General features: G+C 73.7%; 23 protein-coding genes. 13 read left to right on the top strand and 10 right to left on the bottom strand.

Annotation, left to right across the window (positions count from 1 at the left end; genetic code table 11):
* Positions 1–35: 35 nt before the first annotated feature.
* Positions 36–2,252, bottom strand: coding sequence for an MMPL family transporter (locus ACIBIW_RS14385; protein ID WP_399335689.1), 2,217 nt, complete (start codon positions 2,250–2,252; stop codon positions 36–38).
* A gap of 104 nt (positions 2,253–2,356) precedes the next feature.
* Here ACIBIW_RS14385 and ACIBIW_RS14380 point away from each other — a divergent pair, with 104 nt between their 5' ends.
* Both ACIBIW_RS14380 and ACIBIW_RS14375 read left to right on the top strand, forming a co-directional pair.
* Positions 2,357–3,004 carry a TetR family transcriptional regulator gene (locus ACIBIW_RS14380; RefSeq protein ID WP_399335687.1) on the top strand — a complete coding sequence of 216 codons (648 nt, stop codon included), beginning with the start codon at positions 2,357–2,359 and terminating at the stop codon, positions 3,002–3,004.
* A 72-nt stretch (positions 3,005–3,076) separates the two neighbouring features.
* Positions 3,077–3,436: a hypothetical protein gene (locus ACIBIW_RS14375; protein WP_399335685.1), complete on the top strand. Its 360-nt coding sequence runs from the start codon at positions 3,077–3,079 to the stop codon at positions 3,434–3,436.
* Positions 3,437–3,500: 64 nt separating this feature from the next.
* Here ACIBIW_RS14375 and ACIBIW_RS14370 read toward each other — a convergent pair whose 3' ends face one another.
* Positions 3,501–3,923 carry a hypothetical protein gene (locus tag ACIBIW_RS14370; RefSeq protein ID WP_399335683.1) on the bottom strand — a complete coding sequence of 141 codons (423 nt, stop codon included), beginning with the start codon at positions 3,921–3,923 and terminating at the stop codon, positions 3,501–3,503.
* Positions 3,924–4,020: 97 nt separating this feature from the next.
* On the opposite strand from ACIBIW_RS14370, the gene rpmG reads away from it, so the two are divergent.
* The 5 genes from rpmG to ACIBIW_RS14345 all read left to right on the top strand — a co-directional run bounded on the left by rpmG (position 4,021) and on the right by ACIBIW_RS14345 (position 7,585).
* The gene (gene rpmG / locus ACIBIW_RS14365) at positions 4,021–4,191 is read left to right on the top strand and encodes a 50S ribosomal protein L33 (RefSeq protein ID WP_399335681.1); all 171 of its coding nucleotides are present in this window, start codon (positions 4,021–4,023) and stop codon (positions 4,189–4,191) included.
* A gap of 65 nt (positions 4,192–4,256) precedes the next feature.
* On the top strand, positions 4,257–4,511 hold the full coding sequence (locus tag ACIBIW_RS14360; protein ID WP_399335679.1) for a type B 50S ribosomal protein L31: 255 nt from the start codon (positions 4,257–4,259) through the stop codon (positions 4,509–4,511).
* A gap of 139 nt (positions 4,512–4,650) precedes the next feature.
* Positions 4,651–6,150, top strand: coding sequence for a bifunctional transcriptional activator/DNA repair enzyme AdaA (locus ACIBIW_RS14355; RefSeq protein ID WP_399335677.1), 1,500 nt, complete (start codon positions 4,651–4,653; stop codon positions 6,148–6,150).
* A complete protein-coding gene (locus ACIBIW_RS14350) occupies positions 6,147–6,890 on the top strand; it encodes a 2OG-Fe(II) oxygenase (protein ID WP_399335675.1) in 744 nt (247 codons plus the stop codon). Before ACIBIW_RS14355 ends, ACIBIW_RS14350 begins: the two co-directional genes overlap by 4 nt.
* Positions 6,891–7,036: 146 nt before the next feature.
* Entirely contained in the window at positions 7,037–7,585 is a 549-nt protein-coding gene (locus tag ACIBIW_RS14345) for a methylated-DNA--[protein]-cysteine S-methyltransferase (protein WP_399335673.1), read from the top strand.
* 72 nt (positions 7,586–7,657) lie between these two features.
* Here the strand turns inward: ACIBIW_RS14345 and ACIBIW_RS14340 are convergent, their stop codons facing one another.
* Both ACIBIW_RS14340 and ACIBIW_RS14335 read right to left on the bottom strand, forming a co-directional pair.
* A complete protein-coding gene (locus ACIBIW_RS14340; RefSeq protein WP_399335671.1) occupies positions 7,658–8,467 on the bottom strand; it encodes a family 1 encapsulin nanocompartment shell protein in 810 nt (269 codons plus the stop codon).
* The gene (locus ACIBIW_RS14335) at positions 8,464–9,552 is read right to left on the bottom strand and encodes a Dyp-type peroxidase (RefSeq protein ID WP_399335668.1); all 1,089 of its coding nucleotides are present in this window, start codon (positions 9,550–9,552) and stop codon (positions 8,464–8,466) included. Before ACIBIW_RS14335 ends, ACIBIW_RS14340 begins: the two co-directional genes overlap by 4 nt.
* 278 nt (positions 9,553–9,830) lie before the next feature.
* Between ACIBIW_RS14335 and ACIBIW_RS14330 the strand changes: the two genes are divergently transcribed.
* On the top strand, positions 9,831–10,313 hold the full coding sequence (locus ACIBIW_RS14330; protein ID WP_399335666.1) for a cold-shock protein: 483 nt from the start codon (positions 9,831–9,833) through the stop codon (positions 10,311–10,313).
* Between the two features lie 108 nt (positions 10,314–10,421).
* On the opposite strand, the gene ACIBIW_RS14325 is transcribed toward ACIBIW_RS14330, so the two are convergent.
* Positions 10,422–11,336 carry a DUF6415 family natural product biosynthesis protein gene (locus ACIBIW_RS14325; RefSeq protein ID WP_399335664.1) on the bottom strand — a complete coding sequence of 305 codons (915 nt, stop codon included), beginning with the start codon at positions 11,334–11,336 and terminating at the stop codon, positions 10,422–10,424.
* 560 nt (positions 11,337–11,896) lie between these two features.
* Entirely contained in the window at positions 11,897–12,082 is a 186-nt protein-coding gene (locus tag ACIBIW_RS14320) for a hypothetical protein (protein ID WP_399335662.1), read from the bottom strand.
* A gap of 467 nt (positions 12,083–12,549) precedes the next feature.
* On the opposite strand from ACIBIW_RS14320, the gene ACIBIW_RS14315 reads away from it, so the two are divergent.
* Both ACIBIW_RS14315 and ACIBIW_RS14310 read left to right on the top strand, forming a co-directional pair.
* Positions 12,550–13,299 carry a thioesterase II family protein gene (locus ACIBIW_RS14315; RefSeq protein WP_399335660.1) on the top strand — a complete coding sequence of 250 codons (750 nt, stop codon included), beginning with the start codon at positions 12,550–12,552 and terminating at the stop codon, positions 13,297–13,299.
* Positions 13,300–13,458: 159 nt separating this feature from the next.
* Entirely contained in the window at positions 13,459–13,932 is a 474-nt protein-coding gene (locus tag ACIBIW_RS14310) for a hypothetical protein (protein ID WP_399335658.1), read from the top strand.
* Positions 13,933–14,178: 246 nt separating this feature from the next.
* Here the strand turns inward: ACIBIW_RS14310 and ACIBIW_RS14305 are convergent, their stop codons facing one another.
* A complete protein-coding gene (locus tag ACIBIW_RS14305; protein ID WP_399335656.1) occupies positions 14,179–14,856 on the bottom strand; it encodes a 4'-phosphopantetheinyl transferase in 678 nt (225 codons plus the stop codon).
* Positions 14,853–15,761, bottom strand: a complete 909-nt coding sequence (locus ACIBIW_RS14300; protein ID WP_399335654.1) for a metallophosphoesterase family protein — start codon at positions 15,759–15,761, stop codon at positions 14,853–14,855. Before ACIBIW_RS14300 ends, ACIBIW_RS14305 begins: the two co-directional genes overlap by 4 nt.
* A 266-nt stretch (positions 15,762–16,027) precedes the next feature.
* Here ACIBIW_RS14300 and ACIBIW_RS14295 point away from each other — a divergent pair, with 266 nt between their 5' ends.
* On the top strand, positions 16,028–16,720 hold the full coding sequence (locus ACIBIW_RS14295) for a TetR/AcrR family transcriptional regulator (RefSeq protein ID WP_399335652.1): 693 nt from the start codon (positions 16,028–16,030) through the stop codon (positions 16,718–16,720).
* A 19-nt stretch (positions 16,721–16,739) separates the two neighbouring features.
* Here ACIBIW_RS14295 and ACIBIW_RS14290 read toward each other — a convergent pair whose 3' ends face one another.
* On the bottom strand, positions 16,740–18,014 hold the full coding sequence (locus tag ACIBIW_RS14290; RefSeq protein WP_399335650.1) for a histidine kinase: 1,275 nt from the start codon (positions 18,012–18,014) through the stop codon (positions 16,740–16,742).
* Between the two features lie 468 nt (positions 18,015–18,482).
* On the opposite strand from ACIBIW_RS14290, the gene ACIBIW_RS14285 reads away from it, so the two are divergent.
* Positions 18,483–18,971, top strand: a complete 489-nt coding sequence (locus tag ACIBIW_RS14285; RefSeq protein ID WP_399335648.1) for a phospholipase — start codon at positions 18,483–18,485, stop codon at positions 18,969–18,971.
* Between the two features lie 97 nt (positions 18,972–19,068).
* On the opposite strand, the gene ACIBIW_RS14280 is transcribed toward ACIBIW_RS14285, so the two are convergent.
* Positions 19,069–20,079 carry a Ku protein gene (locus tag ACIBIW_RS14280; RefSeq protein WP_399335646.1) on the bottom strand — a complete coding sequence of 337 codons (1,011 nt, stop codon included), beginning with the start codon at positions 20,077–20,079 and terminating at the stop codon, positions 19,069–19,071.
* 82 nt (positions 20,080–20,161) lie between these two features.
* Between ACIBIW_RS14280 and ligD the strand changes: the two genes are divergently transcribed.
* On the top strand, positions 20,162–21,061 hold the full coding sequence (ligD, locus tag ACIBIW_RS14275) for a non-homologous end-joining DNA ligase (RefSeq protein WP_399335644.1): 900 nt from the start codon (positions 20,162–20,164) through the stop codon (positions 21,059–21,061).
* The last annotated feature ends 94 nt before the right edge of the window (positions 21,062–21,155 follow it).

The following is a 21,155-nucleotide window of genomic DNA, read 5'->3' as shown; positions in this document are numbered from 1 at the left end:
TCCGGGCCCCGGGGCCCGCCCGGGGCCCCGGGAGGTCAGCCGCGCGGCCCCGCCGCTCCCGTGTCCTTCGTGGCGAGGGGCGCGTCCGGCCGTGGCGGCAGGTCGGCTCCCTCGATGTCCACGTTCGGCAGCGTACGGTCAAGCCACCGCGGAACCCACCAGGCGTGGCGGCCCAGCAGGGCGAGAACCGCCGGTACGACGGTGAGGCGTACCACGAAGGCGTCGATGAGGACGCCGACGGTGAGGGCGAAGCCGATGGACTTGATGATCGGGTCGTGGTTGAAGATGAACCCGCCGAAGACGGCCGTCATGATGAGCGCGGCGGCGGTGACCACCCGGCCGCTGCGGGCGATGCCGTGCACGATGGCCTCGCGGGCGTCGCCGCCGTGGTGGTAGTGCTCCCTTATCCGGCTGACGAGGAAGACCTCGTAGTCCATGGCGAGCCCGAAGAGCACGCCGATCAGCAGCACCGGCAGGAACGCGACGACGGGCGCGGGCGCCGCCACCTGGAACACACCGCCGAGGTGGCTGTACTGGAAGACCCACACCACCGCGCCGAGCGAGGCGGCGATGGACAGCAGGAAGCCGAGCACCGCCTTGAGCGGTACGAGGACGGAGCGGAAGGCGAGGCAGAGCAGCAGCAGGGCGAGGACGACGATGATGGCGACGAACAGCGGGAGCGCGTCGGAGAGTTTGCCCGAGACGTCGATGGCGCCCGCGGTGGCCCCGGCGACGTAGGCGGTGCCGCCCGCGGCGGTGACGGCGCCGGTGCCGTGGTCGCGCAGCCGGTGCACCATGTCGGAGGTGGCGGTGGCGTCGGGGCCCGTCTTGGGGACGAGTCCGACGACGGAGACGGTGCGCTCCTTGTTGGCGGTGGGCGGGGTGACGGTGGCGACGCCGGGGTCCTTGGCGACGGTGCCGGCGAGCTGCTTGACCACGCCCGCGCGTTGGCCGGTGGGCACGTCGTGCAGGTCGGCGACGACGATGAGGGTGGCGTTGAAGCCGGGTCCGAAGCCCTTGGCGAGCAGGTCGTAGCTCTTGTGCTGGGTGCTGGAGACGGGCTGGGTCTCGTTGCTCGGCAGGCCGAGCCTGAGGCCGTGGGCGGGGGCGGCGACGGCGAGCAGCGCGACCACCGGGACCAGCAGGAAGAGGAGGGGCGCGCGGGTGACCGCGCGGCCCCAGGCGAGGCCCCAGGCGCCGGGGGCGCCGCCCTCGGCCGACCGCCTGCCGAGGACCCGGCCGCGCCGCGGCCGCAGCCGCTCCCCGGCGAGCGCGAGCACCGCGGGCACCAGGGAGAGCGCCACCAGGATGGCCACGAGGACGGTGGCGGCGGCGGCGAGCCCCATCACGGTCAGGAACGGCACGCCCACCGCGGAGAGCGCGGCGAGCGCCACGACGACGGTGACCCCGGCGAAGACGACGGCGCTGCCCGCAGTGGCGGTGGCGCGGGCGATGGAGTCGCGGACGTCGGAGCCGGGTTCGGCGAGCTGTTCGCGGTGGCGGGAGACGATGAAGAGGGCGTAGTCGATGCCGACGGCGAGGCCGAGCATCAGCGCGAGCACCGTCGCGGTGTTGGTCATCTCGATGAAGCGGGAGACGAACTGCACCCCGAGCACCCCGATGCCGACGCCCACGAGCGCGGTGACGAGGGGCATCCCGGCGGCGAGCAGGGAGCCGAGCGCGACCGCGAGGACCACGAAGGCCACCACCACGCCGATGACCTCGGCGGGCCCGCCGACCTCGACGGGCGGGGTGGAGGCGGAGCCGCCGAACTCGACGGTGATCCCGGCGTCCCGCGCCGGGTCCATGGCCCGGCTGAGGTCGTCCTTCGAGGACTCGGGGACGTTCTGCGGGATGTCGTCGTAGCGCACGTCCGCGTAGCCGATGGTGCGGTCGCGGGAGACGGTGCCGGTCTTCGAGGGGTCGGCGACCTGGATGACGTGCGGGACGCGGGCCGCGCGCTTCAGGCCCGCGCCGATCGCGGCGCGCACCTCGGGGGTGGCGAGGGTGTCGCCCTCCGGCGCCTCGAACACCACCCGGGAGACCCCGCCCGCGGCCTCGGGGAACTGCTTCTTCAGCAGGTCCTGGGCCTGCTGTGACTCGACGCCCGGCACGTCGAACTCGGTGCTGATCTTGCCGTGCAGGGTGATCCCGAGACCGCCGATCACCACGAGCATCAGCAGCCATACGGCCACCACCCGCCCCCGGCGCCGTACCACCCAGCGTGCCCATGCGTACAGCCGTCCGGCCACGATGTGTCCTCCCTCGGCGCCGATGGCACCCTCAACGGTCTTTTTGCAGACTATGCATACTTACTATCGAATGCAAAAATGGACGCGGTGGGTATGCTCATGCCATGCAGGAGTACGCGGTGGGGCGCGAGGCCGGGGAGGCGCCGGGGGCCGACGCCGGGGAGCAGCCGAGGCCGGGCCTGCGGGAGCGCGGCAAGGCGCGGCGGCGCGCGGCGATCGTCCGGGCGGCGTTCCGGCTCTTCGCCGAGCGGGGCTACGAGGCCACGACCATCGCGGACATCGCCCACACCGCCGAGGTGGCCCCCCGCACCGTCGCCCTCTACTTCCCGCGCAAGCAGGACATCGCGTTCGCGGACTTCGACGCGTCGGTGCGGCGGCTCACCGAGCTGCTGTGCGAGCCGCAGGCGGACGAGACCATGCTCGACGTCTTCGAGCGCTGGATGCGCGACGAGGTGGCCCTTGAGGACGAGACCGCGACCCTCTCCCGCCGCGCCTTCGAGGCCAACCCCGAGCTGCGCGCGATGCGCGCGACCCGCCTCACGGACGCCGCCCACGCCGCCTCCGACGCGGTGGCCCTGGAGACCGGGATCGCCGAGAACGCCTTCGCCCCCCGCATGATCGCCGCCGCGGCCGCGGCGGTGGTCACCGAACTCCACGATCAGCGCGAGTCCTGCGACCCCCAGGAGGCGATCACCCTCGCGATGACGTTCCTGCGGGGCGGGGTGCGGTCGGTGAAGGGCGGCGAGGAGTAGCACCGGTCCTCGGCGGGGGGGGTGCCACCCTCCGTCCACCGGCGCGCAACCGCCCGCCGTTACGCTCCCCGCATGACCGTCACCCTCTCCCTCAACTACCCCGCCGCGATACCCGTAGGGCACCGGGTCGAGATCACCGAGTTCGCCGACACCCGGCCGGAGAAGAAGCGGTACAAGAGGCCGTCGTTCGAGGACGCCTGCGCGTATCCGGCCCTGCTCGACCTGGACACCGGCGTCAGGTACATGAGCCATGTGCACGCGAGCCGGGGCGGCAACAGCAGCTACCTCCCCAGCCCCTACCCCGTGGCCCCGCTGCCCGGCCTCCCGGTGAGCCGGGTCTACCGGGCGGTCGTCAGGGCCTGTGCGCTGGTGATGGTGGACGCCGTGGACAACCAGTACACGACGCTCGTGGTGGAGCCGGCGGAGGAGTAGCGGCCGGGCAGCGGGCGAACGGGCCCAGGTGCGGTACAGGCCCCGGCCACCGTCCTTGGCGGTGTCAGTCGGTGCGGGGCGGGTTGTGCCGGTCGGGGGTGGCGGGGGACGCGTGCAGCGGGGTGTGGCCACGGCGCACGCGGTCGGGGTGGAACAGGACGCGGCGGCCGGTGCCGCCGTCGTCGCCGGGGGTGCCGGTGGCCGTCCACGCGACCCGCGCCGTGCCGGAGAGGCGGAGGGTGTCGCCGGTGGCGAAGTCGATCACGAGCAGGCCCGCCTGCGCCCCGGGCGCCGGGCGGAAGAGGGGTGCGCCGGGGGCAGGGAGGGCGCCCACCCGCAGGGTGGCGGCGTCCCGCACGTCGAGGAAGCCGCGAGCGCCGGTGAGCACGGTGGCCCACAGGGTGCCCTCGGGGTCGCGGGCGGTGAGGACGGCGAAGTCGCGCTCCGCGAGGTAGGGGCGCACGCCGCCGGACAGAGGCCGCGCCACGGGCGGGACGTCCGGGAATACATAACCCCCTCCCTCCGTTGTGAGGGTTAGTAAGCGTCCGGTCCCGGGTCACGGCCCGGGAGGGAGAGGAGGCCGTATGGCTCGCAAGGGCTCCGCCGTCCGCGGTGTGGTGACCCTGCGTTCGTCCGCGGGCACGGGGCACACCTACGTCACCCGCAAGAACCGGCTCAACGACCCCGACCGTCTTGAGCTGCGCAAGTACGACCCGGTGAAGGGGGCGCACGTGCCGTACCGGGAGAGCCGCTGACCACGCGGCCCCGCACCCGGGTCCCCCGACCCGCCACCCGCACGACCCGAGGGGAGTCGTTCCTCATGAAGCCAGGCATCCACCCCGTGTCCCGCCCCGTCGTCTTCCGCGACACGGCCGTCGGCACGGCGTTCCTCACCCGTTCCACCGCGGACTCGGCACGGACCGTCCGCTGGGAGGACGGCAACACCTATCCGGTGATCGACGTCGAGACGTCGTCGGCGAGCCACCCGTTCTACACCGGCACCGCCCGGGTCCTCGACCAGGAGGGCCGGGTGGAGCGGTTCAGGCAGCGCTACGGCGGCAGGTACACGTCGTAACGGCGCACCCACCCGCGAAAGCCCCGGCGGCAGCGCTGCCACCGGGGCTTTCGCGCCGTCCCGAGGGGGCCGCACGCACGCCGAGAGCCATGTCCGATTCCCGCCAGCCAGGGCCGGGGAGGCGCCGCACACTGGGGGTGTGACTCCCGATGACATCAAGTACGCGGCGGTGCGCAGCCGGGACTCCCGCTTCGACGGGGAGTTCTTCTTCGCGGTGCGCACCACCGGCATCTACTGCCGGCCGAGCTGCCCCGCCACCACCCCGCGCCGCCGCAATGTGAGCTTCTTCCCGACCGCGGCCGCCGCCCAGGGCTCCGGCTTCCGCGCCTGCCGCAGGTGCCGCCCCGACGCGGTTCCGGGCTCCGCGGAGTGGAACGTGCGCGCCGACCTCGTGGGCCGCGCCATGCGGCTCATCGCGGACGGCGTCGTGGACCGCGAGGGCGTGTCGGGTCTCGCCGCGCGCCTCGGCTACAGCGCCCGGCAGGTGCAGCGCCAGCTCACCGCCGAGGTGGGCGCGGGACCGATCGCGCTGGCCAGGGCGCAGCGTGCGCACATCGCGCGCGTCCTGCTCCAGACCACCCCGATGCAGGCCGCCGAGGTGGCGTTCGCGGCCGGGTTCTCCAGCGTGCGGCAGTTCAACGACACGGTGCGGGCGATCTACGCGGCCACCCCTGGCGAGCTGCGTGCCGCGAAGCCGCGCGGTGGCGCGCGGGCGGCGGCCGGAGTGCCACTGCGGCTGGCGTACCGGGGCGCGTACGACACCGGGGACATCTTCGACTTCCTCGCGGAGCGCGCCGTACCGGGTGTCGAGGAGGTGACGGGGGACGCGGGCGCGCGGCGCTACCGGCGCACCCTCGCACTGCCGCACGGCGGCGGGACCGCCGAGGTGCGGGAGGCGGCGGGCGACGGCTGGCTCGACTGCGCGCTGCGCCTCGACGACCCGCGCGATCTGACGACCGCCGCCCAGCGGACGCGGCGGCTCTTCGACCTGGACGCCGACCCGGACGCGGTGGCGGCGGCGTTCGCCACCGACCCGGTGCTCGGGCCGCTGGTGGCGGCGCGGCCCGGGCTGCGCGCCCCGGGGGCCGCGGACCCCGCGGAGCTTGCGGTGCTCGCCGTGCTCGGACAGGGGCTCGACCCCGCGGAGGGCGCCCGGTTGGGCGGCGCGCTCGTCGCCGCGTACGGGCGCCCCCTGGCCGCCCCGGACTGCGGCCTCACCCACACCTTCCCCGGGCCCGAGACGCTCGCGGTGGCGCCCCTGGAGACGGCCCTGTGCGGCACGGACGGTGTCGGGCCAGAACGCGCCGCCACCGTACGGGCGTTGGCCGCGGCGCTCGCGGAGGGGGCCGTCCGGCTCGACGCCGGGGCCGACCGGGACGCGGCGGAGAAGGCGCTGCTCTCGGTGCCCGGGGTGGCGGAGGAGACGGCCGCGTATGTGCGGATGCGGGCGCTGGGCGACCCCGACGTGCCGCTCACACCCGACGCGGACCCCGCCTGGCGCCCCTGGCGCTCCTACGCCACCCACCACCTGCTGCGCGCCGCACGCCACCACGGACCACCGCCCACACCCACACCCACACCCACACCCACTCAGGCAGGGGCACAGACGCCCGCACCCGACGAAGGAAAGCAACCATGAGCACCACCACGAGCGCGGCACGGCGCGGCCACGCGCCGCTCGCCGCCCGGGTCGACGCGCTGGACTGGGACACCGTCACGGCCGACCTGGACGCGTACGGCAGCGCCCTCACGGGACCGCTGCTCGACCCCGCCGAGTGCGCCGCGACCGCGGCACTCTTCGACGAGCCCGAGCGCTTCCGCACCACCGTGGAGATGGCGAGGCACCGCTTCGGCTCCGGCCGCTACCGCTACTTCACCCACGATCTGCCGCCGCTGGTACGGGAGTTGCGGGAGGCGTTCTATCCGCGGCTGCTGCCGGTGGCGCGGGAGTGGGCGGGGCGGCTCGGCCGCGACGCGCCCTGGCCCGACACACTCGAACGGTGGCTGACGGAGTGTCATGCGGCGGGGCAGGACAAGTCGGCGCAGATTCTGCTGCGTTACGGCGCGGGCGACTGGAACGCGCTGCACCGCGACGTGTTCGGCGAGAAGGTGTTCCCGCTCCAGGTCGTGGTCGGGCTCGACGCGCCGGGGGAGGACTTCACCGGCGGCGAGTTCCTCATGACCGAGCAGCGGGCGCGCGCCCAGTCCCGCGGCTTCGCCACCGTGCTGCCGCGCGGGCACGCCCTGGTGTTCACCACGAGGGACCGCCCGGTGCCCTCGAAGCGTGGGTGGTCGAACGCGCCCATGCGGCACGGTGTCAGCACGGTGCGCTCGGGCTCCAGGCACACCCTCGGACTGGTGTTCCACGACGCCTCCTGAGCCCCCGCGCGACGTCCGAAAACCGCCAGCAACGGGACCGGGAAAGCGGCATTGTCGGTGGTGGCGGCGCTGAACACGAAGCAAGCACGTAAGCAAGCACATAAGCACGGACGGGGCCGGGGACGGCCCGGGAGGACGGCGGCTCGATGAGCACCACACCCAGCACACCCACCACCGGCACGGCACCGACGCTCTGGACGACCGTGGAAAGCCCCCTCGGGGAGTTGCTGCTGACGGGCGTGGAGTCGGCCTCGGCGCCCGGGGGCGTGGCCCTCGCCTCGCTCACCATGGAGGGGCAGCGCGGCGCTCCCGACCCGCGCGGCATGCGCCGCGACCCGGCCGCGTTCGCGGCGGTCGCGCGGCAGCTACGCGCCTACTTCGCGGGTGAACTGACCGTGTTCGACCTGGAGTTCACGGAAAGCGGCAGCGCCTTCCAGCGCCGGGTCTGGGACGCCCTGGCGGGCATCCCGTACGGCGCTACTCGCTCTTACGGGGAGCTGGCGGAGCAACTAGGGGTTCCTCGTGAGGGGTTGCGTGCCCTGGGCGCCGCCATCGGGGCCAACCCGCTGCTGGTGGTGCGGCCCTGCCACCGCGTCATCGGCGCCGACGGCTCGATGCGCGGCTACGCGGGCGGGGTGGAGCGCAAGCGGCGGTTGCTGGAGGCCGAGGGCGCGCTTCAGCCGACGCTGTACTGAACCGGTGGGACCACCGGGAAACGCCGACGGCCCGGCACCCTTCTCCTGGGGGCCAGGCCGTCCGCGTGGGTGTCAGGGGCGGGCGGCGCCGGTGAAGGCGACCACGGCCTCGGAGGTGTGGGCGAGGAACGTCAGGCTCTCCTGGAAGTAGAGCTGCACACTGGTCGCGTCGTGGCCGAGGTAGCCGATGGACACGTCCTGGCCGAGGCACAGCTCGAAGTCGCCGCCGCGGGTGGACATCAGGAAGGCGCCGTCGATCGCGGGCGCCCACACGATGTCGCCGCTCAGCAGCCGCGCCAGGTGCTCGTGGATGGGGTAGCCGTGGTCGGAGGTCTCACTGACCGCGGTGTACGCCTCGGCGCACAGCGCCAGGCTGTACGGGCCCTCGACACCGGCGAGGCGCAGCGCGGTGATGGCCTGGCTGACGGCGTCGGGGTAGTCGCGGGCGTCGGCGGGGAGGGTGAGGGGCGGGTTCGACGAGGAGGCGCGCACCCCCTTGACGGCGGCGGCCGGGTAGCCCTCGAAGACGGCGCGGTCCTCGGCGAACGCGAGCTTGCGCGCCGCGTCCTTCACCGGCTGCCAGTCGGCGTCCTTCGCGCCGCGCGCGACGTTGTCGACCTCCTCGCGGTCCACCGTGAACGGCACCCGCAGCTCCACCACCGGCTGGGAGCGGCGCACATGGGCGGTGACACCGTCGGCGGGCGGTGCGATGGCGTCGCGGTGCCCGGTGGACACGGCAGCGAGTTCGAGCCCCGCGGCGTCCGGTACGTCCACGATGCGGCGGGCCGCGACATGCCGCTTGAAGGTCCTGGTGGCCTCCGCCTCCAGGTCCGCCCAGGCGGCCGCGGAGACGGGTGCCAGCTCGCGATGCAGGTTGTTCACGGGGCGGTGCTCCTGTTCAGATCGCCGATGCCCAGGCTGCCGTCGTGCCGGGGCGGGGTGCTGCCTTCGGTGGCCGCCGCGCCGGTGCCGCTCTCCGTGAGGGCGCTGTGCGCGGGGGCCGGGGCCGGCGGCAGGTCGTCGAGGAAGCCGGCCGGCGGCGCGAAGAAGAGGGTGCCGGTGACCGCGGTGGAGAAGTCGAGGATGCGGTCGTGGCTCGCGGCGTCGGTGCCGAGGAACATGCGCCGCAGCATCAGCTCGGTGACCTCGGGGGTGCGCGCGTAGCCGATGAAGTAGGTGCCGAACTCCCCCGCTCCCGGGCTGCCGAAGGGCATGTTGTCGCGCAGGATCTCGCGCTCGGTGCCGTCGGGCTCCTCGATGGTGGTGAGCGCGACGTGGGAGGCGGTCTCCGGCAGTTCGACGTTGTCGAGCTTGCGGCGGCCGATGACACGTTCCTGGGTCTCGGTGGGCAGGGTGTTCCAGGCGTCCAGGTCGTGCAGGTACTTCTGCACGATGACGTAGCTGCCGCCGCCGTACGCGGGGTCCTCGGCGCCGATCACCGCCGCCTCGCGCGCGGCCCGCCCCTGCGGGTTCTCGGTGCCGTCGACGAAGCCCAGCAGGTCCCGGAAGTCGAGGTACTTGAAGCCCTGGGTCTCGTCCTGAACGGTGACGGCGCCACGCAGCCTGGCCATGATCTCGGTGGCCAGGGCGAAGCAGAGGTCCTGGCGGTACGCCCTGATGTGGAAGAGCACGTCGCCCGGGGTGGCCGGGGCGCGGTGTGCGGCGCCCTGGAGTTCGCGGAACGGGTGCAGCTCCGCGGGGCGCGGCAGCGCGAACAGCCGCTCCCAGACGTCGGCGCCGACGGCGGCGACGCAGTTCAGGCCCGCCTCGGGGGCGCCGAAGCCGAAGGAGCGCACCAGGCCGGACAGGTCCTGGAGCACGTCGCGCACGCGCTCCTCGCCGCCGGGGTCGACGGTGAGGACGAGGAAGTGTGCGGCGGTGGTGAGCGGGCCGAGGAGGGGCTGCGGCTGCGCCGCGGCCCCCGCCCCCTGCCCGGGCCCCCGCTCCGTGTAGGTCTCCTCGCTCACGCGCTCTCCCGTCCCCGCCCGTCGCCGTCCTGGTGCCCGCCGGGCCGCCGCGGTGCGCGGCGGCATGGACGGTGCGGGGACCACAGTAACGCCGGGTCCTGCCGCGCAGGGGGTGGCTCGGGCCGCGGTGCGGTGCCCGTACGGTTGTCCGGCGAGGCGCCGGGTGGCTAGGCTGGCCGCGCCCGGGGGCGGTTGCGCCGTGCCGCGGGCCGGTTCTCCCGCGAAGCGGGGAGCGGGACGAACAAGCGGTGGATGTCGGTCGGTAGCAGGAGGCAGAGATGGCACAGGGAGTTGTCGTTCGGTTCGACGACACCAAGGGTTACGGCTTCATCGCCCCGGACGAGGGCGGTGACGACGTCTTCGTGCACGCGAACGAGCTGAGCGACCGCGGTGCCTCCATCACCTGCGGCACCCGTGTCGAGTTCGGCATGGTCGACAGCGGCCGGGGTCTCAAGGCGTTCGGTGTGCGGGTGTTGTCGCCCGCGCCCGGCAAGGTGCCCGTCGGCGGCCCGCTGCCGAGCGGCGCGCTCGACGACTCGCGCGGCCAGGACGACGTGCCCACCCCGCCCCCCGCGGCCCGGCAGGCGCCGCGCGGCGAGGGGGCGGCGGACGACACCTGCGAGGTGTTCGCCCGGGCCGACTTCACCCGGCTCGCCACCGAACTCCTCCTGACGAAGGCCCCTGACCTCTCCGGCCACCAGGTGCTCGCTCTGCGGGGCGCGCTCGTCGAGTTCGCGGCCGAGCACGGGTGGGTCGAGTAGGCGTAGCCGGTCGCACCGGGCAGGGCGGGCCGGGCAGGGCGGGGGCACTGCGTCCGCCGCGCCCTGCGCCTGCCCGACGCTGAACTCCCTCAGGGCCCGTTTTGCGCCCTAGTGCTTTTCCTGGCTGGTGTGTGCCGTCCGGCCCCGCGGTCCTTCCCGGCCGGTGCGCACCGCAGGGCCCGTGGCACCGCTTTCCCGGGGCCGCGGCCCGGGGGTGTCGGCGGGGGTGGGGCCGGGCGCGGTCGCCAACTCCGCGGTCAGCGCCTCGTGGAGGCGCGCGGGACGGGTCAGGCAGACGGGGGGCGCGCACGGCACCCGCCAGCGCACCCGGCGCCCCTCGGTGTGATGCGCGGGCGGTACGGCGACATACGTACCCGTGCCCAGCACCCGTACGTACGCCGGGGGCAGCCGCCAGGCGTCGGCGCGGCCCCGTTCGACGAGCCAGTACAGCACCCGGCTCGACCGGTCCTCCAGCACGGCCCCGGTGTCGGGGCCGAGACGCCCGAGGGCACCCGCGCCGAGGGGGTGTGCCACCCGCACCGCGTCCCAGTGCTCGCCCGCGGCCACCAGGGTGGGGCCGGGTGCGACGGGGGGCGTCCAGAACGCCGTGCACAGGCGCTCGTACTGGCGGCAGAGGAGTTCCACCGTGGCCGCGAGGCGGCGCGGGCACGGTGTCCGCGCGCCGGGTCCCGTGGTGTCGGGGTGCGAGTCGGCGCCGAGCACCTTCCACGCCTCGGCCACCGCCACCAGGGCCGCAGTGCGTCTGCCGCCCTCGGGCAGCAGCCGGGCGGTGTGTGCCACGCGCGGGGCGAGCAGCAGCAGACAGGCACGCATCCTGGACACCGTGAGGGCGTGCTCCTGCGCGCAGAACGGGGGTGTGTCGTCGTCGAGCACGTCGGCGGCGTCCGCCCGCATCGCGGCCACGTCGGGTGGCAGCGGGGGCGGGGTGTGCGCCGGGGGGTGGGGGTGGTCGGCGGGTGCGGCGGCCGCGGGCGGGCCCGGAACATGGATGTGGTGAGGCACGGCGGAACTCCTGACCGGCCGCCCTGGCGTGGACGCCGGTGGATGCGGAAGGCGGTTGGTGCGCTGCGGGTGTGCGGGTGCCGGGGGCGGTGTGCGGGGGCGGGGTGTGCCGGGGGTGCGGGCGTCGCGCCCCAAAGCGGGGTGGGTGGGCCGCACACGAACACACCGTCCGTGGACACCGCGCGGCGGCGGAGGAACGGGGGTGCTGCGAACGGGATGCCCACTGCGGGCCGTGCTTATCCCGTCCGGGGTGCAACCGGCGCGATGCGGTGGGTGGGTTGCCGGAACACACCGCACCCCGCGCCGCGTTTCACACCACTCGCGACCCCAATCCCCCGCGCGGCTCCCGGAACAGTGCCGCCTCAGGTCATTTCGCTGGCGGGCGGTGTATCGCCGCCGGTGGGACGGCCAACGTTCAAGCGATTCAGGGACGTTGGCCGTCCCACGGTCACCTCCACGCAGTGAAGGGGTGAGCCGGACGTCCGAGCGCATGACGTGGCGATGTGTCCCACGACGCATCGTGGCAACCGTCCGTCACGTCACCTCGGTGACGACTGGTACTACTTGGACCGGGCAGCCTTGGCAGGGCGGTTGCCGGTCTGCCCCTGGTTGTACGCCTGCTGGTGGTACGCCTGCTGACCGGCGGCTGGGGAGTTGGAGTACTGGTTCGACGGCCCCGGCGCGCTTCCGGCGCCGGCATTGAGCCGGGCTGCGCTCGCGATCTGACGCTGTGTGTCCTGCGCCAACTGGCCAGGGTACGGGTGGTCGTAACCCATACTCAGCATCTGCTGCCTGTATCGCTCTTGCTCCAGCGAGAGTTGCCCTGCATAGGACTGGCTGGCCGCGTTCTGGGACGGAGGTACGTTCACATAGAGGCTGGCGGCCGCAGCCGGGACGCCAGAAAACCCCTGAGTCCGACCGTCCCCCTGCCCCGACGCTGACTGGCTCTGTGCCGGTTCCGGCATCTCGTCTTCCTCTCCGTCGCCCACCCGGCCACGGCGGTTGTCGTGTCCTGTGACCGACTATGGTGACGACCGCGCCTGGTCCGGCGTGGTCGTAGACCAAACGGCTGGGCCGACCCGCCAGGTTCAATACGCGCCTTCTCACTCACTGGGGAATCCTCTCGACTCGGAACCGCTTCGATGGATATGCGCGTGGCCGACACCTCGTTGCTGCGACTATTGAGGCCGACCACCACCCGAGAGAGGCCCGCATGAACGACTACGACGCCTGGATACGGCGCTTCTTCCCCAGCGAGGAGGCCGCCGTCCAACTCGTGTGCCTGCCGCACGCGGGCGGCTCCGCGGCCTTCTACCGGCCCATGGCCCAGGCCCTCAGCCCCGGACTCGACGTGCTCTGCGTGCAGTACCCGGGCCGCATGGAGCGGCACAGGGAACCCCTCGTCGACGATCTCGGCACGCTCGCCGACCAGGTCGCCGAGGCGGTGCTCGGCACCGTGGACCGCCCGTACGCCCTGTTCGGGCACAGCATGGGCGCCATCCTCGCGTTCGAGGTGGCGCTGCGCGGACAGGAGTCGGGGCGGGCCCCGGTACGGGTGTTCGCGTCGGGGCGGCGCGCCCCCTCCACCCACCGCGACGAGCGGGTGCACCAGCGTGACGACAACGGCCTGATCGCCGACGTCAAGACGCTCAGCGGCACCGACGGACGGGTCTTCGGCGACGACGAGCTGATGCGCATGGTGCTGCCCGCGATCCGCAACGACTACAAGGCCATCGAGACCTACGAGCACACCCCGGGGCCGCGCCTCACCTGCCCGGTGACCGTGCTGACCGGCGACACCGACCCCAAGGTGAACGCCGAGGAGGCCGCCGCGTGGGAGGCGCACACCGACGGCGGCTTCGAGATGCACACCTACCGTGGCGGGCACTTCTACCTCGTCGACCACGCGCCGGAGGTGCTGCGGCTGGTCGACAGGCAGCTCACGGGCGCGGAAGCGCACTGAAACACACTTCCGGAACCCGCCGCACGGTCGTGCACGTAGTGTGAACGTAGCGTGGGCCGGGGTTTGCGGGTGGCGGCCGGGGCCAGCTTCCCCCAGGGGGACCGCGCGACAGCACCCGGCCGCCCGTACGCCCGGCACAGGAGAGAGAAGGACCGACGGATGGCTACGACGTATTCCATGCGGCACGAGCACGGCAACATCTTCCTGGACGGGCCGTCCACCTCCGCGGTCCTCAGGACCGGCACACTGCGCCTGAAGCGCGCCGAGATCGAGGCGGGTGGCGGGTCGCTGCCGATCGAGATCACCGACCGCAGGCGGCGCGAGGCGCGGGCGGGTACGGAGAAGAAGCCGGTGCTCCAGCTCAGCCCCAAGGACAGCTTCGTGCCCGGCAAGGGCAGGGTGCGGTGGGAGGTGAAGATGCGCTTCAAGGGCTACCGCGGTGTGGTCAGCCAGGGCGCGGACCGCATCGAGGTGTTCCTGCCGCGCTTCGGCAGGACGCCCGAGTGCACGGTCGTGGGCCACTGGGACCAGGTGGAGACGGTGACGCTCGCGGCGTGCTTCGTCCTGATGAACCGCCGCCGCCGCGACGGTGCCATCGCTGCCGCCGCTTCCAGCGGCGGCAGCGGCAGCTAGGTCGTGTCGTTCGGATCTTCGCGGGGGCGCGACGCCAGCTACGGCACCTCGCCGCGTTGTCGGACCGTCCACGTACGCCCAGTACGAGGACGATCCTCCGCCTTGCGATGCACCGCATCTGACGCCGCACCCTGGTCCACGAAGATCCAAACGACACGACCTAGGGCGGGAAACCCGCGCCCGCCCCGCACGGGTGCGGCGCGGGCGTACGGTGCACACCGCGAGGTGACGGTGTGTCAGGGCGGGTCAGTCGTGCGGTGCGGTGTCCGCCGGGAGGCAGATGGCGGTCAGCACGATGCCGTCGCGCACCAGCCACCTGCCGTCGAAGGACGGCGGCACCCCCGGCGCGGTGGCCAGCAGCCTGGCGTGGAACGTACCGCCAGGCTCCGCCCCCGGCTCCCGGGTGAACACCAGGTCGGCCTCCTCGAACTCCAGCATCCTGCGGGCGATCGGGAACCACGCCTTGTAGACGCTCTCCTTGGCGCTGAACAGCAGCCGGTCCCAGTGCACCCCCGGCTCCCCGGCCGCGTGCCTCGCGTGCCTGGCCTGCTCCGCGGGCAGCGCGATGGCCTCTAGGACACCCTCGGGGACCGGACCGTGCTCCTCCGCGTCGATACCGAGGGCGCGAATCCGCTTGCCGTGGGCGAGGACCGCGGCGCGGTAGCCGGTGCAGTGGGTCATGCTGCCCACGATCCCCTCGGGCCACACCGGCTCGCCGCGCGGCCCCGAGAGCACGGGCACCGGCGGCAGCCCGAGCCCCGCCATCGCCTCCCTGGCGCACAGCCGCACCGTCGCGTACTCGTTGCGGCGGCGCTCCACGGCCTTGCTGACGGCCGCCGCCTCCTCGGGGAACAGCTCGGCGGCCTCGGTGTCGTCCCTGCGGTGGGCGCAGGACACGTCGGGCGGCAGCAGGGCGTCGATCATGCGGGCCCCGCGGGCGGTCGCGCGGCGGTGCCCGAGCCTGCGGGCACGGCCCGGCCGTCGCCGGGGGCGGGCGCCGGGAGGATCTGGCGCAGCAGCCCCCGGGGGTGGCCGCGGCGGCGCCACTCGCGCGGGTAGCCGATGGACACCTCCTCGTGGCGCACCCCGTCGTGCCAGGTGGTACGGGGGATGTGCAGATGCCCGTACACCACGGCTGCGGTGTTGTGGCGCACATGCCAGTCGGCGGTGAGGTCGGTGCCGCACCACTGGGCGAACAGCGGGCGCCACAGGATGTCGGTGACGGCGCGCACGAACGGCCAGTGCCCGACGAGGACGAGCGGGACGTCCGGGTCCTGCTCGGCGAGGCGGCGCTCCGTCTCGGCCACCCGCGCCCGGCACCAGTCGTCCCGGGACGCGAACGGGTCGGGGTGGAGCATGAACTCGTCCGTGCACACCACGCCCGCCTCGTACGCCAGCTCAAGCGAGTGCTCCTTGCTGCCGGCCTCCGGCACCCGGAACGAGTAGTCGTAGAGCACGAACACGGGGGCGATCGCCACCGGCCCCTCGGGGCCGCGCCACACCGGGAACGGGTCCTCCGGGGTGCTGATGCCGAGGCCCCTGCACATCTCGACGAGGTACCGGTAGCGGGCCTCGCCGCGCAGTTGTACCGGGTCGTCCTTCGGGGTCCACAGCTCGTGGTTGCCCGGTGCCCAGACCACCTTGGGGAACCGCTCGGCCAGCAGGGTCAGGGCCCACTCGATGTCGGTGCTCAGCTCGGCGACGTCGCCCGCGACGATCAGCCAGTCCTCGTCGGAGGTGGGGCGCAGGGACTCGGTGATGGGCCGGTTCTCTGGCATGCCGACATGGAGGTCGCTGACCGCGAGGAGCTTTCCCCCGGGCGCGCTCATGAGGCGTGTCCTTCCACCGGGTCTTCGATGGCAACCATGGCGCTCATGCTATGTCGGAACGGCGCACAACGTGCGCGGAGTTGGGTGCGAACGCCCGATACCGGGGAAAACCGGGGTGGAAGCAGGGGTTTCCCGGGGTCACCGCCCGGTGTGCGCCGGCCCGGGGGCGGGGAGCGGCGGGGGCGCGGCGGGTTCATCATGGGGTCACCCTTGTTCCCGTCCCCCGGTGCCCACCGGACCCCACGCAGCCATGAGGAGTGCCCACCATGACCCCGAAGCCGCCCCCCGGCGCACCCGGTCCGACGGGCCAGGAGGGCGCCGCGGGGCAGGAGCGTCCCGGCACCCTGCGCAGGGCGCGGGCCGCCCGTACCGAGGCGGCGTTCAAGGAGGCGGCCAGGGCGGTGTTCGCGCGCAAGGGCTTCATCAACGCCAAGATCGGCGACATCGCGGCGGAGGCGGGCCGCGCCGCGGGCTCCTTCTACAACCACTTCCCCAGCAAGGAGGCGGTCCTGGAGGCGCTGGTCACCGACTGGGTCGACGCCGCGGGCCGGGAGCTGACCGGGCACGGCACCGACCACGACCTCTCCGACCCCGAGCACCTGCGCCGGCACGTGGCGGTGGTGTGGCACACGTACCGCGCGCACCTGCCGGAGATCCGGGCGCTCCAGGAGGCCGCGCTGGTCAACGACGCCTTCGCGCGGCGGCTCGACGCGTTGCAGTACGCGGAGAGCGAGGTGCTGCGCCAACACCTGGCGGACATGCGGAGTGCGGGGGCCGAACTGCCGGGCCCGGTGGACCTGGTGGCCTCCGCGGTGCTCGCGCTGCTCAACGAGTTCAGCCGCACCTGGCTGCTGTCGGGGGCGGCCGCCGGGGGGCGGTGCCCGACGGACGAGGAGGCGGTGGACACCCTGACCCGTTTTATCCTGCACGGTCTCGCGGGCGGCCCCGGGGACTCCTGAGCGGGCCCGTCCGGCGGGCTCAGTGGCTGCTGCCGGTGCGGTGGGCGAGGGTGCAGGGGATCTCCATGGTCACCATGGTGGGGCCGCCGTGCGGGCTGCTGACCGCGAGGATGCCGTCGAAGGCGGCGATCCTGCGTTCCACGCCGCGGATGCCGGTGCCGTCGGGGTTGGCGCCGCCCTTGCCGTTGTCGGTGACGGTGATCTTGAGCATGCCGTCCCGGTAGCCGATCTCCAGCCACATCCGCTCGGCCTCCGCGTGCTTGGCCGCGTTGGTCAGCATCTCGCTGATCGCGAAGTACGCGGCCGACTCGACCGCCTCCTCGGCGCGGCCGTCCAGCTCGATGTCCACCTCGACGGGGACCGGCATCCTGAGCGCGAGGGCGTGCGCCGCGGGGCCGAGGCCGCGCTCGGCGAGCACCGGCGGGTGGATGCCGCGCACCAGGTCACGCAGCTCCCCCAGGGCCTCCGCCGAGTCCGAGCGCGCCCTCGCGACCAGCTCCTTCGCCTTGGCCGGGTTCCGCTCGATCAGCGCCTCGATGGTGCCGAGGCTCATGCCCATGGCGACGAGGCGCGCCTGGGCGCCGTCGTGCAGGTCGCGCTCGATACGGCGCAGCTCAGCGGCCGAGGTGTCGACGGCGTCGTGCCTGGTCCTGGTCAGCTCCTCGACGCGGCGCTCAAGCTCGGCGGCGCTCGGCGCGAGCACCGCCCTGGAGAGCTGGAAGTGGGCCCGCAGCAGCGCGGGCACGGTCAGCACGGCGCCGAAGGCGAGGGCGGCGCCGACCGCGGTGGCCGCGAGGGCGGTGGCCTCGCCGTCGACCGGCACGAAGGCGTACCAGTAGCGGCCGCCGTCGCCCACGAACACCGTCCACAGGCCGAGGCCGAGTAGCAGGCCCTCGACGGGGTAGTAGACGAGCGCCCCGGGGACCAGCGCGGTCACCGCCCCCGCCGTCATGTCGACGAAGAGCCAGCGGATGTCGCGCCAGGTCGAGGGGTCGCGCAGCAGCGCGAAGCACTTCTGGATCTGCCCGAGCGGGCCGCGGCCGAGGTCGCGCGGGAGGGGCCGGTAGGCGGCGGGGATCTTCACGTCGCCCCACTCGGCGGCGAGGACCCGCCGCCAGTTCGCGTACGTGCGCACGAGCTGGAGCACCCAGGGCGTGGTCACCATGCCCACGCCCACCGCGATCAGCACCATCGAGACGACGCAGAACACGAACAGGGTGATCGACCCGGCCAGGCAGACCACACCGAGCGCGAGCGCCCGCGCCCCGGTTACCACCGCGTTCTTCACACGCATGTCCGTCACTTCCTCAGTTCTTCCGCGGTGTCTTCCCCGGCGATGCGGTCAATTCTGCCGGGTGACGGGCGAGGCGGTCACGGGTTCCAGGGCGTGGCCGCCGGGTGTACGTAACGACACCCCGAAGCGGCGCGGACTCCCCTCGCGCGCCCCCGGCGGCGGAGTGCGCGCCGTGCGCACGGGCGCCGGTACGCACACGGGTCATCCTCCGGTTGGGGAGATTCAAGGGCGGGGTCATCCCCTGGCCGCCGGGGCGCGGCTACTGTGACGGGGTTCAAGTCACGCTGTACGGCGTCCGCCTGACGGGGGCTTCGAGGACGCCACTCGCCCACCCGCCCGCGCGGCGGCGTGTGCCGGTGTGCCGTGCCACTCCTCCCACCCGGCCTCGGGGGGCGAGCGCCGGCGGTGTGGCGGGCCCATGACAAACCCATGGCGCCCGACTCGACACGAACGATGGAGGAGTTAGCCATGCGTCGCAGACTCGCCGCCCCCCTGGCCGTCGTCGGCCTCGCCCTGTCCGCCGCCCTGCTTCCGGCCGCCACCGCGTCCGCCGCGGTGCCCGCCGACAAGGCCGAGGTGCTCAGCAGCTTCACCCAGACCTCGGAGAGCAGCTACAACGCGTTCATGGCCGCCAGGAACAACCAGGCGGCATGGGCGGACTACGCCTTCGACTGGTCCACCGACTATTGCAGCAGTTCCCCCGACAACCCGCTCGGCTTCCCCTTCAAGGACGCCTGCTCGCGGCACGACTTCGGCTACCGCAACTACAAGGACCTCGGCACCTTCCCCGCCAACAAGGACCGGCTCGACGACATGCTCTACGCGGACCTGAAGCGGGTCTGCACGGGGTACTCGGGCGCGACGAAGGCGACCTGCGACTCCACGGCGTGGATCTACTACCAGGCGGTCCACAACTTCGGCTCGGTCGCCCCGTCCGGCACCCCGGCGGCGAGCTGACCCCTCGGCACGGCACCGGCGCCCCGGCCGCCGCCCCCGCACCCGCGGCGTACGGCCGGGCACCGGTGCCACCCGGGCGGCACGCCCCACGGCCGCCTCAGGCGCCCTTCTTGCGCGGCGCCGCCCGCTTGGCGGGCGCCGTCTTCTTCGCGGCGGACTTCTTGGCGGCGGCCCGCTTGCCGCCCGCGGACGCCCGCTTGCCGGTCGCGGTCGCGCCCCGCTCGTCCGGCGCTGCCCGCTTGCCCGCCCCCGTGGCGGCCCGCCCCGCCGTCTTCTTCCCGCGGGGCGCGGCCTTCTTGCGGGGCGCCGCCTCCTGCGGCCCGCCCCGGGTGTCGCGCGCCGCCGCTACGGAGTTCTCCAGCGCCGCCATCAGGTCGATGACCTTGCCGCCCCGGCCCGCCCCCGCCGCTCCCCCGCCCTCCTGCACGTCCTGCCCCGCGGCCTTGGCCGCGACCAGTTCCTCCAGGGCCTCGCGGTACTCGTCGCGCAGGGTGGAGATGTCCACTTCGCCCAGGGTGTCCATCAGCGCGTCCGCGAGGTCCAGCTCCGCGTCGCGCACCGTCACCTCGGTCTCCGGCGCCACGTCCTCGGGCCTGCGCACCTCGTCGGGCCAGAGCAGGCCGTGCATCACGATGACGTCCCCCACGACACGGAGCATCCCGAGGCGCTCCCGGCCGCGCAGCGCGTACTTGGCGACGGCCACCCGGTCGCTGCGCCCCAGCGCCTCGCGCAGCAGCGTGTACGGCTTCGCGGCGGCGGGGCCGTTCACCGCGAGGTAGTACGCGGTGCCCATCTGGAGGGGGTCGATCCGGTCCGCGGGCACGAACGCCACGATCTCGATCGTCTTCGCGGTGGCGATCGGCAGGGACGCCAGGTCGTCGTCGGTGATCGGCACCACCGTGCCGTCCGGCTCCACGTACGCCCTGCCGATCTCGTCGGGATTCACCTCCTCGTCGTCCAGCTCGCACACCTTGCGGTAGCGGATGCGCCCGCCGTCCGCGGTGTGGACCTGCCGGAACGAGACGGAGTGGTTCTCGGTGGCGTTCACCAGCTTGACGGGGATGCTCACCAGGCCGAAGGAGATCGCGCCGTTCCATATGGATCGCACGTTGCGCACCCCTTGTCCCGCGGGCCGTGTCCCGCCGCCGTCGACTCTGCGTATCAACCGTTTTCCATGAGATTGTCATGGTATGACGCCGATCACGGAGGTGGAGGGACGGCGCATTCCGCTGTCCAACCTGGAGAAGGTCATCTATCCCGGGCCCCCGGATGATCCCGGGCGCGGATTCACCAAGGGCGAGGTGCTGCACTACTACGCGTCGGTGGCGGGGCCGCTGCTCGCGCAGCTCAGGGACCGTCCCGTGTCCTTCCTGCGCTATCCGGACGGGCCGGGGGGCCAGCGGTTCTTCACCAAGAACGTGCCGCCCGGCACGCCCGAGTGGGTGAGCACGGCCGAGGTGCCGCACTCCGACGGGCCCGCGCGGCAGGTCATGGTGCAGGACCTGCCGTCGCTGATGTGGGCGGCGAACCTGGTGACCGAGTTCCACGCCCCGCAGTGGCGCGCCCCCGCGCCGCCGCGCGCCGACCGGATGGTGTTCGACCTGGACCCCGGTGCGCCCGCCACCGTGGTGGACTGCTGCCGGGTCGCCCTGTGGCTGCGGGAGCGGCTGGCGGACGACGGGCTGCACGCGGTGGCGAAGACCTCGGGCTCGAAGGGGCTGCACCTGCTGGTGTCCCTGGCCCCCGCGGCCGACCCCGCGGCGGTGACCGCGTACGCCAGGCGGCTCGCGGTGGCGGCGGAGCGGGCGCTGCCCGGCCTCGTGACGCACCGGATGACGCGCAGCCTGCGCCCCGGGAGGGTCTTCGTGGACTTCAGCCAGAACGCGGCGGCGAAGACCACCGCCGTCGCCTACACGCTGCGGGTGGGGCGCCTGCCCCTGGTGTCGGCGCCGGTGGGCTGGGCGGAGGTCGAGGGCTGCGGCTCGGCGGACGCGCTGGCGTTCACCGCGGCCGGCCTGCCGGCCAGGATCGACCGGGAGGGCGACCCGCTCGCCTCCCTCGACGAACACGCGGCACCCCTGCCCGCCTGAACGCGGCCGGGAGACGTCCGCAGGGCCGAGTACCGGTGCCGGAGGGCCGCCGCCCGGCCGAGCAGCACCGCCGGGTGGTCGTACGGGCGGGCGC

Source organism: Streptomyces sp. NPDC050560, assembly GCF_044457285.1.
GTDB lineage: Bacteria > Actinomycetota > Actinomycetes > Streptomycetales > Streptomycetaceae > Streptomyces.
Note: the sequence above shows the minus strand (reverse complement) of the source record. Positions and strands in the feature narration are given on the sequence as shown.

Coding starts and splice junctions, on each gene's coding strand:
- ACIBIW_RS14380 (WP_399335687.1), top strand. CDS start 2,357: ATGCAGGAGTACGCGGTGGGGCGCGAGGCCGGGGAGGCGCCGGGGGCC.
- ACIBIW_RS14375 (WP_399335685.1), top strand. CDS start 3,077: ATGACCGTCACCCTCTCCCTCAACTACCCCGCCGCGATACCCGTAGGG.
- rpmG (WP_399335681.1), top strand. CDS start 4,021: ATGGCTCGCAAGGGCTCCGCCGTCCGCGGTGTGGTGACCCTGCGTTCG.
- ACIBIW_RS14360 (WP_399335679.1), top strand. CDS start 4,257: ATGAAGCCAGGCATCCACCCCGTGTCCCGCCCCGTCGTCTTCCGCGAC.
- ACIBIW_RS14350 (WP_399335675.1), top strand. CDS start 6,147: ATGAGCACCACCACGAGCGCGGCACGGCGCGGCCACGCGCCGCTCGCC.
- ACIBIW_RS14345 (WP_399335673.1), top strand. CDS start 7,037: ATGAGCACCACACCCAGCACACCCACCACCGGCACGGCACCGACGCTC.
- ACIBIW_RS14330 (WP_399335666.1), top strand. CDS start 9,831: ATGGCACAGGGAGTTGTCGTTCGGTTCGACGACACCAAGGGTTACGGC.
- ACIBIW_RS14315 (WP_399335660.1), top strand. CDS start 12,550: ATGAACGACTACGACGCCTGGATACGGCGCTTCTTCCCCAGCGAGGAG.
- ACIBIW_RS14310 (WP_399335658.1), top strand. CDS start 13,459: ATGGCTACGACGTATTCCATGCGGCACGAGCACGGCAACATCTTCCTG.
- ACIBIW_RS14305 (WP_399335656.1), bottom strand. CDS start 14,856: ATGATCGACGCCCTGCTGCCGCCCGACGTGTCCTGCGCCCACCGCAGG.
- ACIBIW_RS14300 (WP_399335654.1), bottom strand. CDS start 15,761: ATGAGCGCGCCCGGGGGAAAGCTCCTCGCGGTCAGCGACCTCCATGTC.
- ACIBIW_RS14295 (WP_399335652.1), top strand. CDS start 16,028: ATGACCCCGAAGCCGCCCCCCGGCGCACCCGGTCCGACGGGCCAGGAG.
- ACIBIW_RS14290 (WP_399335650.1), bottom strand. CDS start 18,014: ATGCGTGTGAAGAACGCGGTGGTAACCGGGGCGCGGGCGCTCGCGCTC.
- ACIBIW_RS14285 (WP_399335648.1), top strand. CDS start 18,483: ATGCGTCGCAGACTCGCCGCCCCCCTGGCCGTCGTCGGCCTCGCCCTG.
- ligD (WP_399335644.1), top strand. CDS start 20,162: ATGACGCCGATCACGGAGGTGGAGGGACGGCGCATTCCGCTGTCCAAC.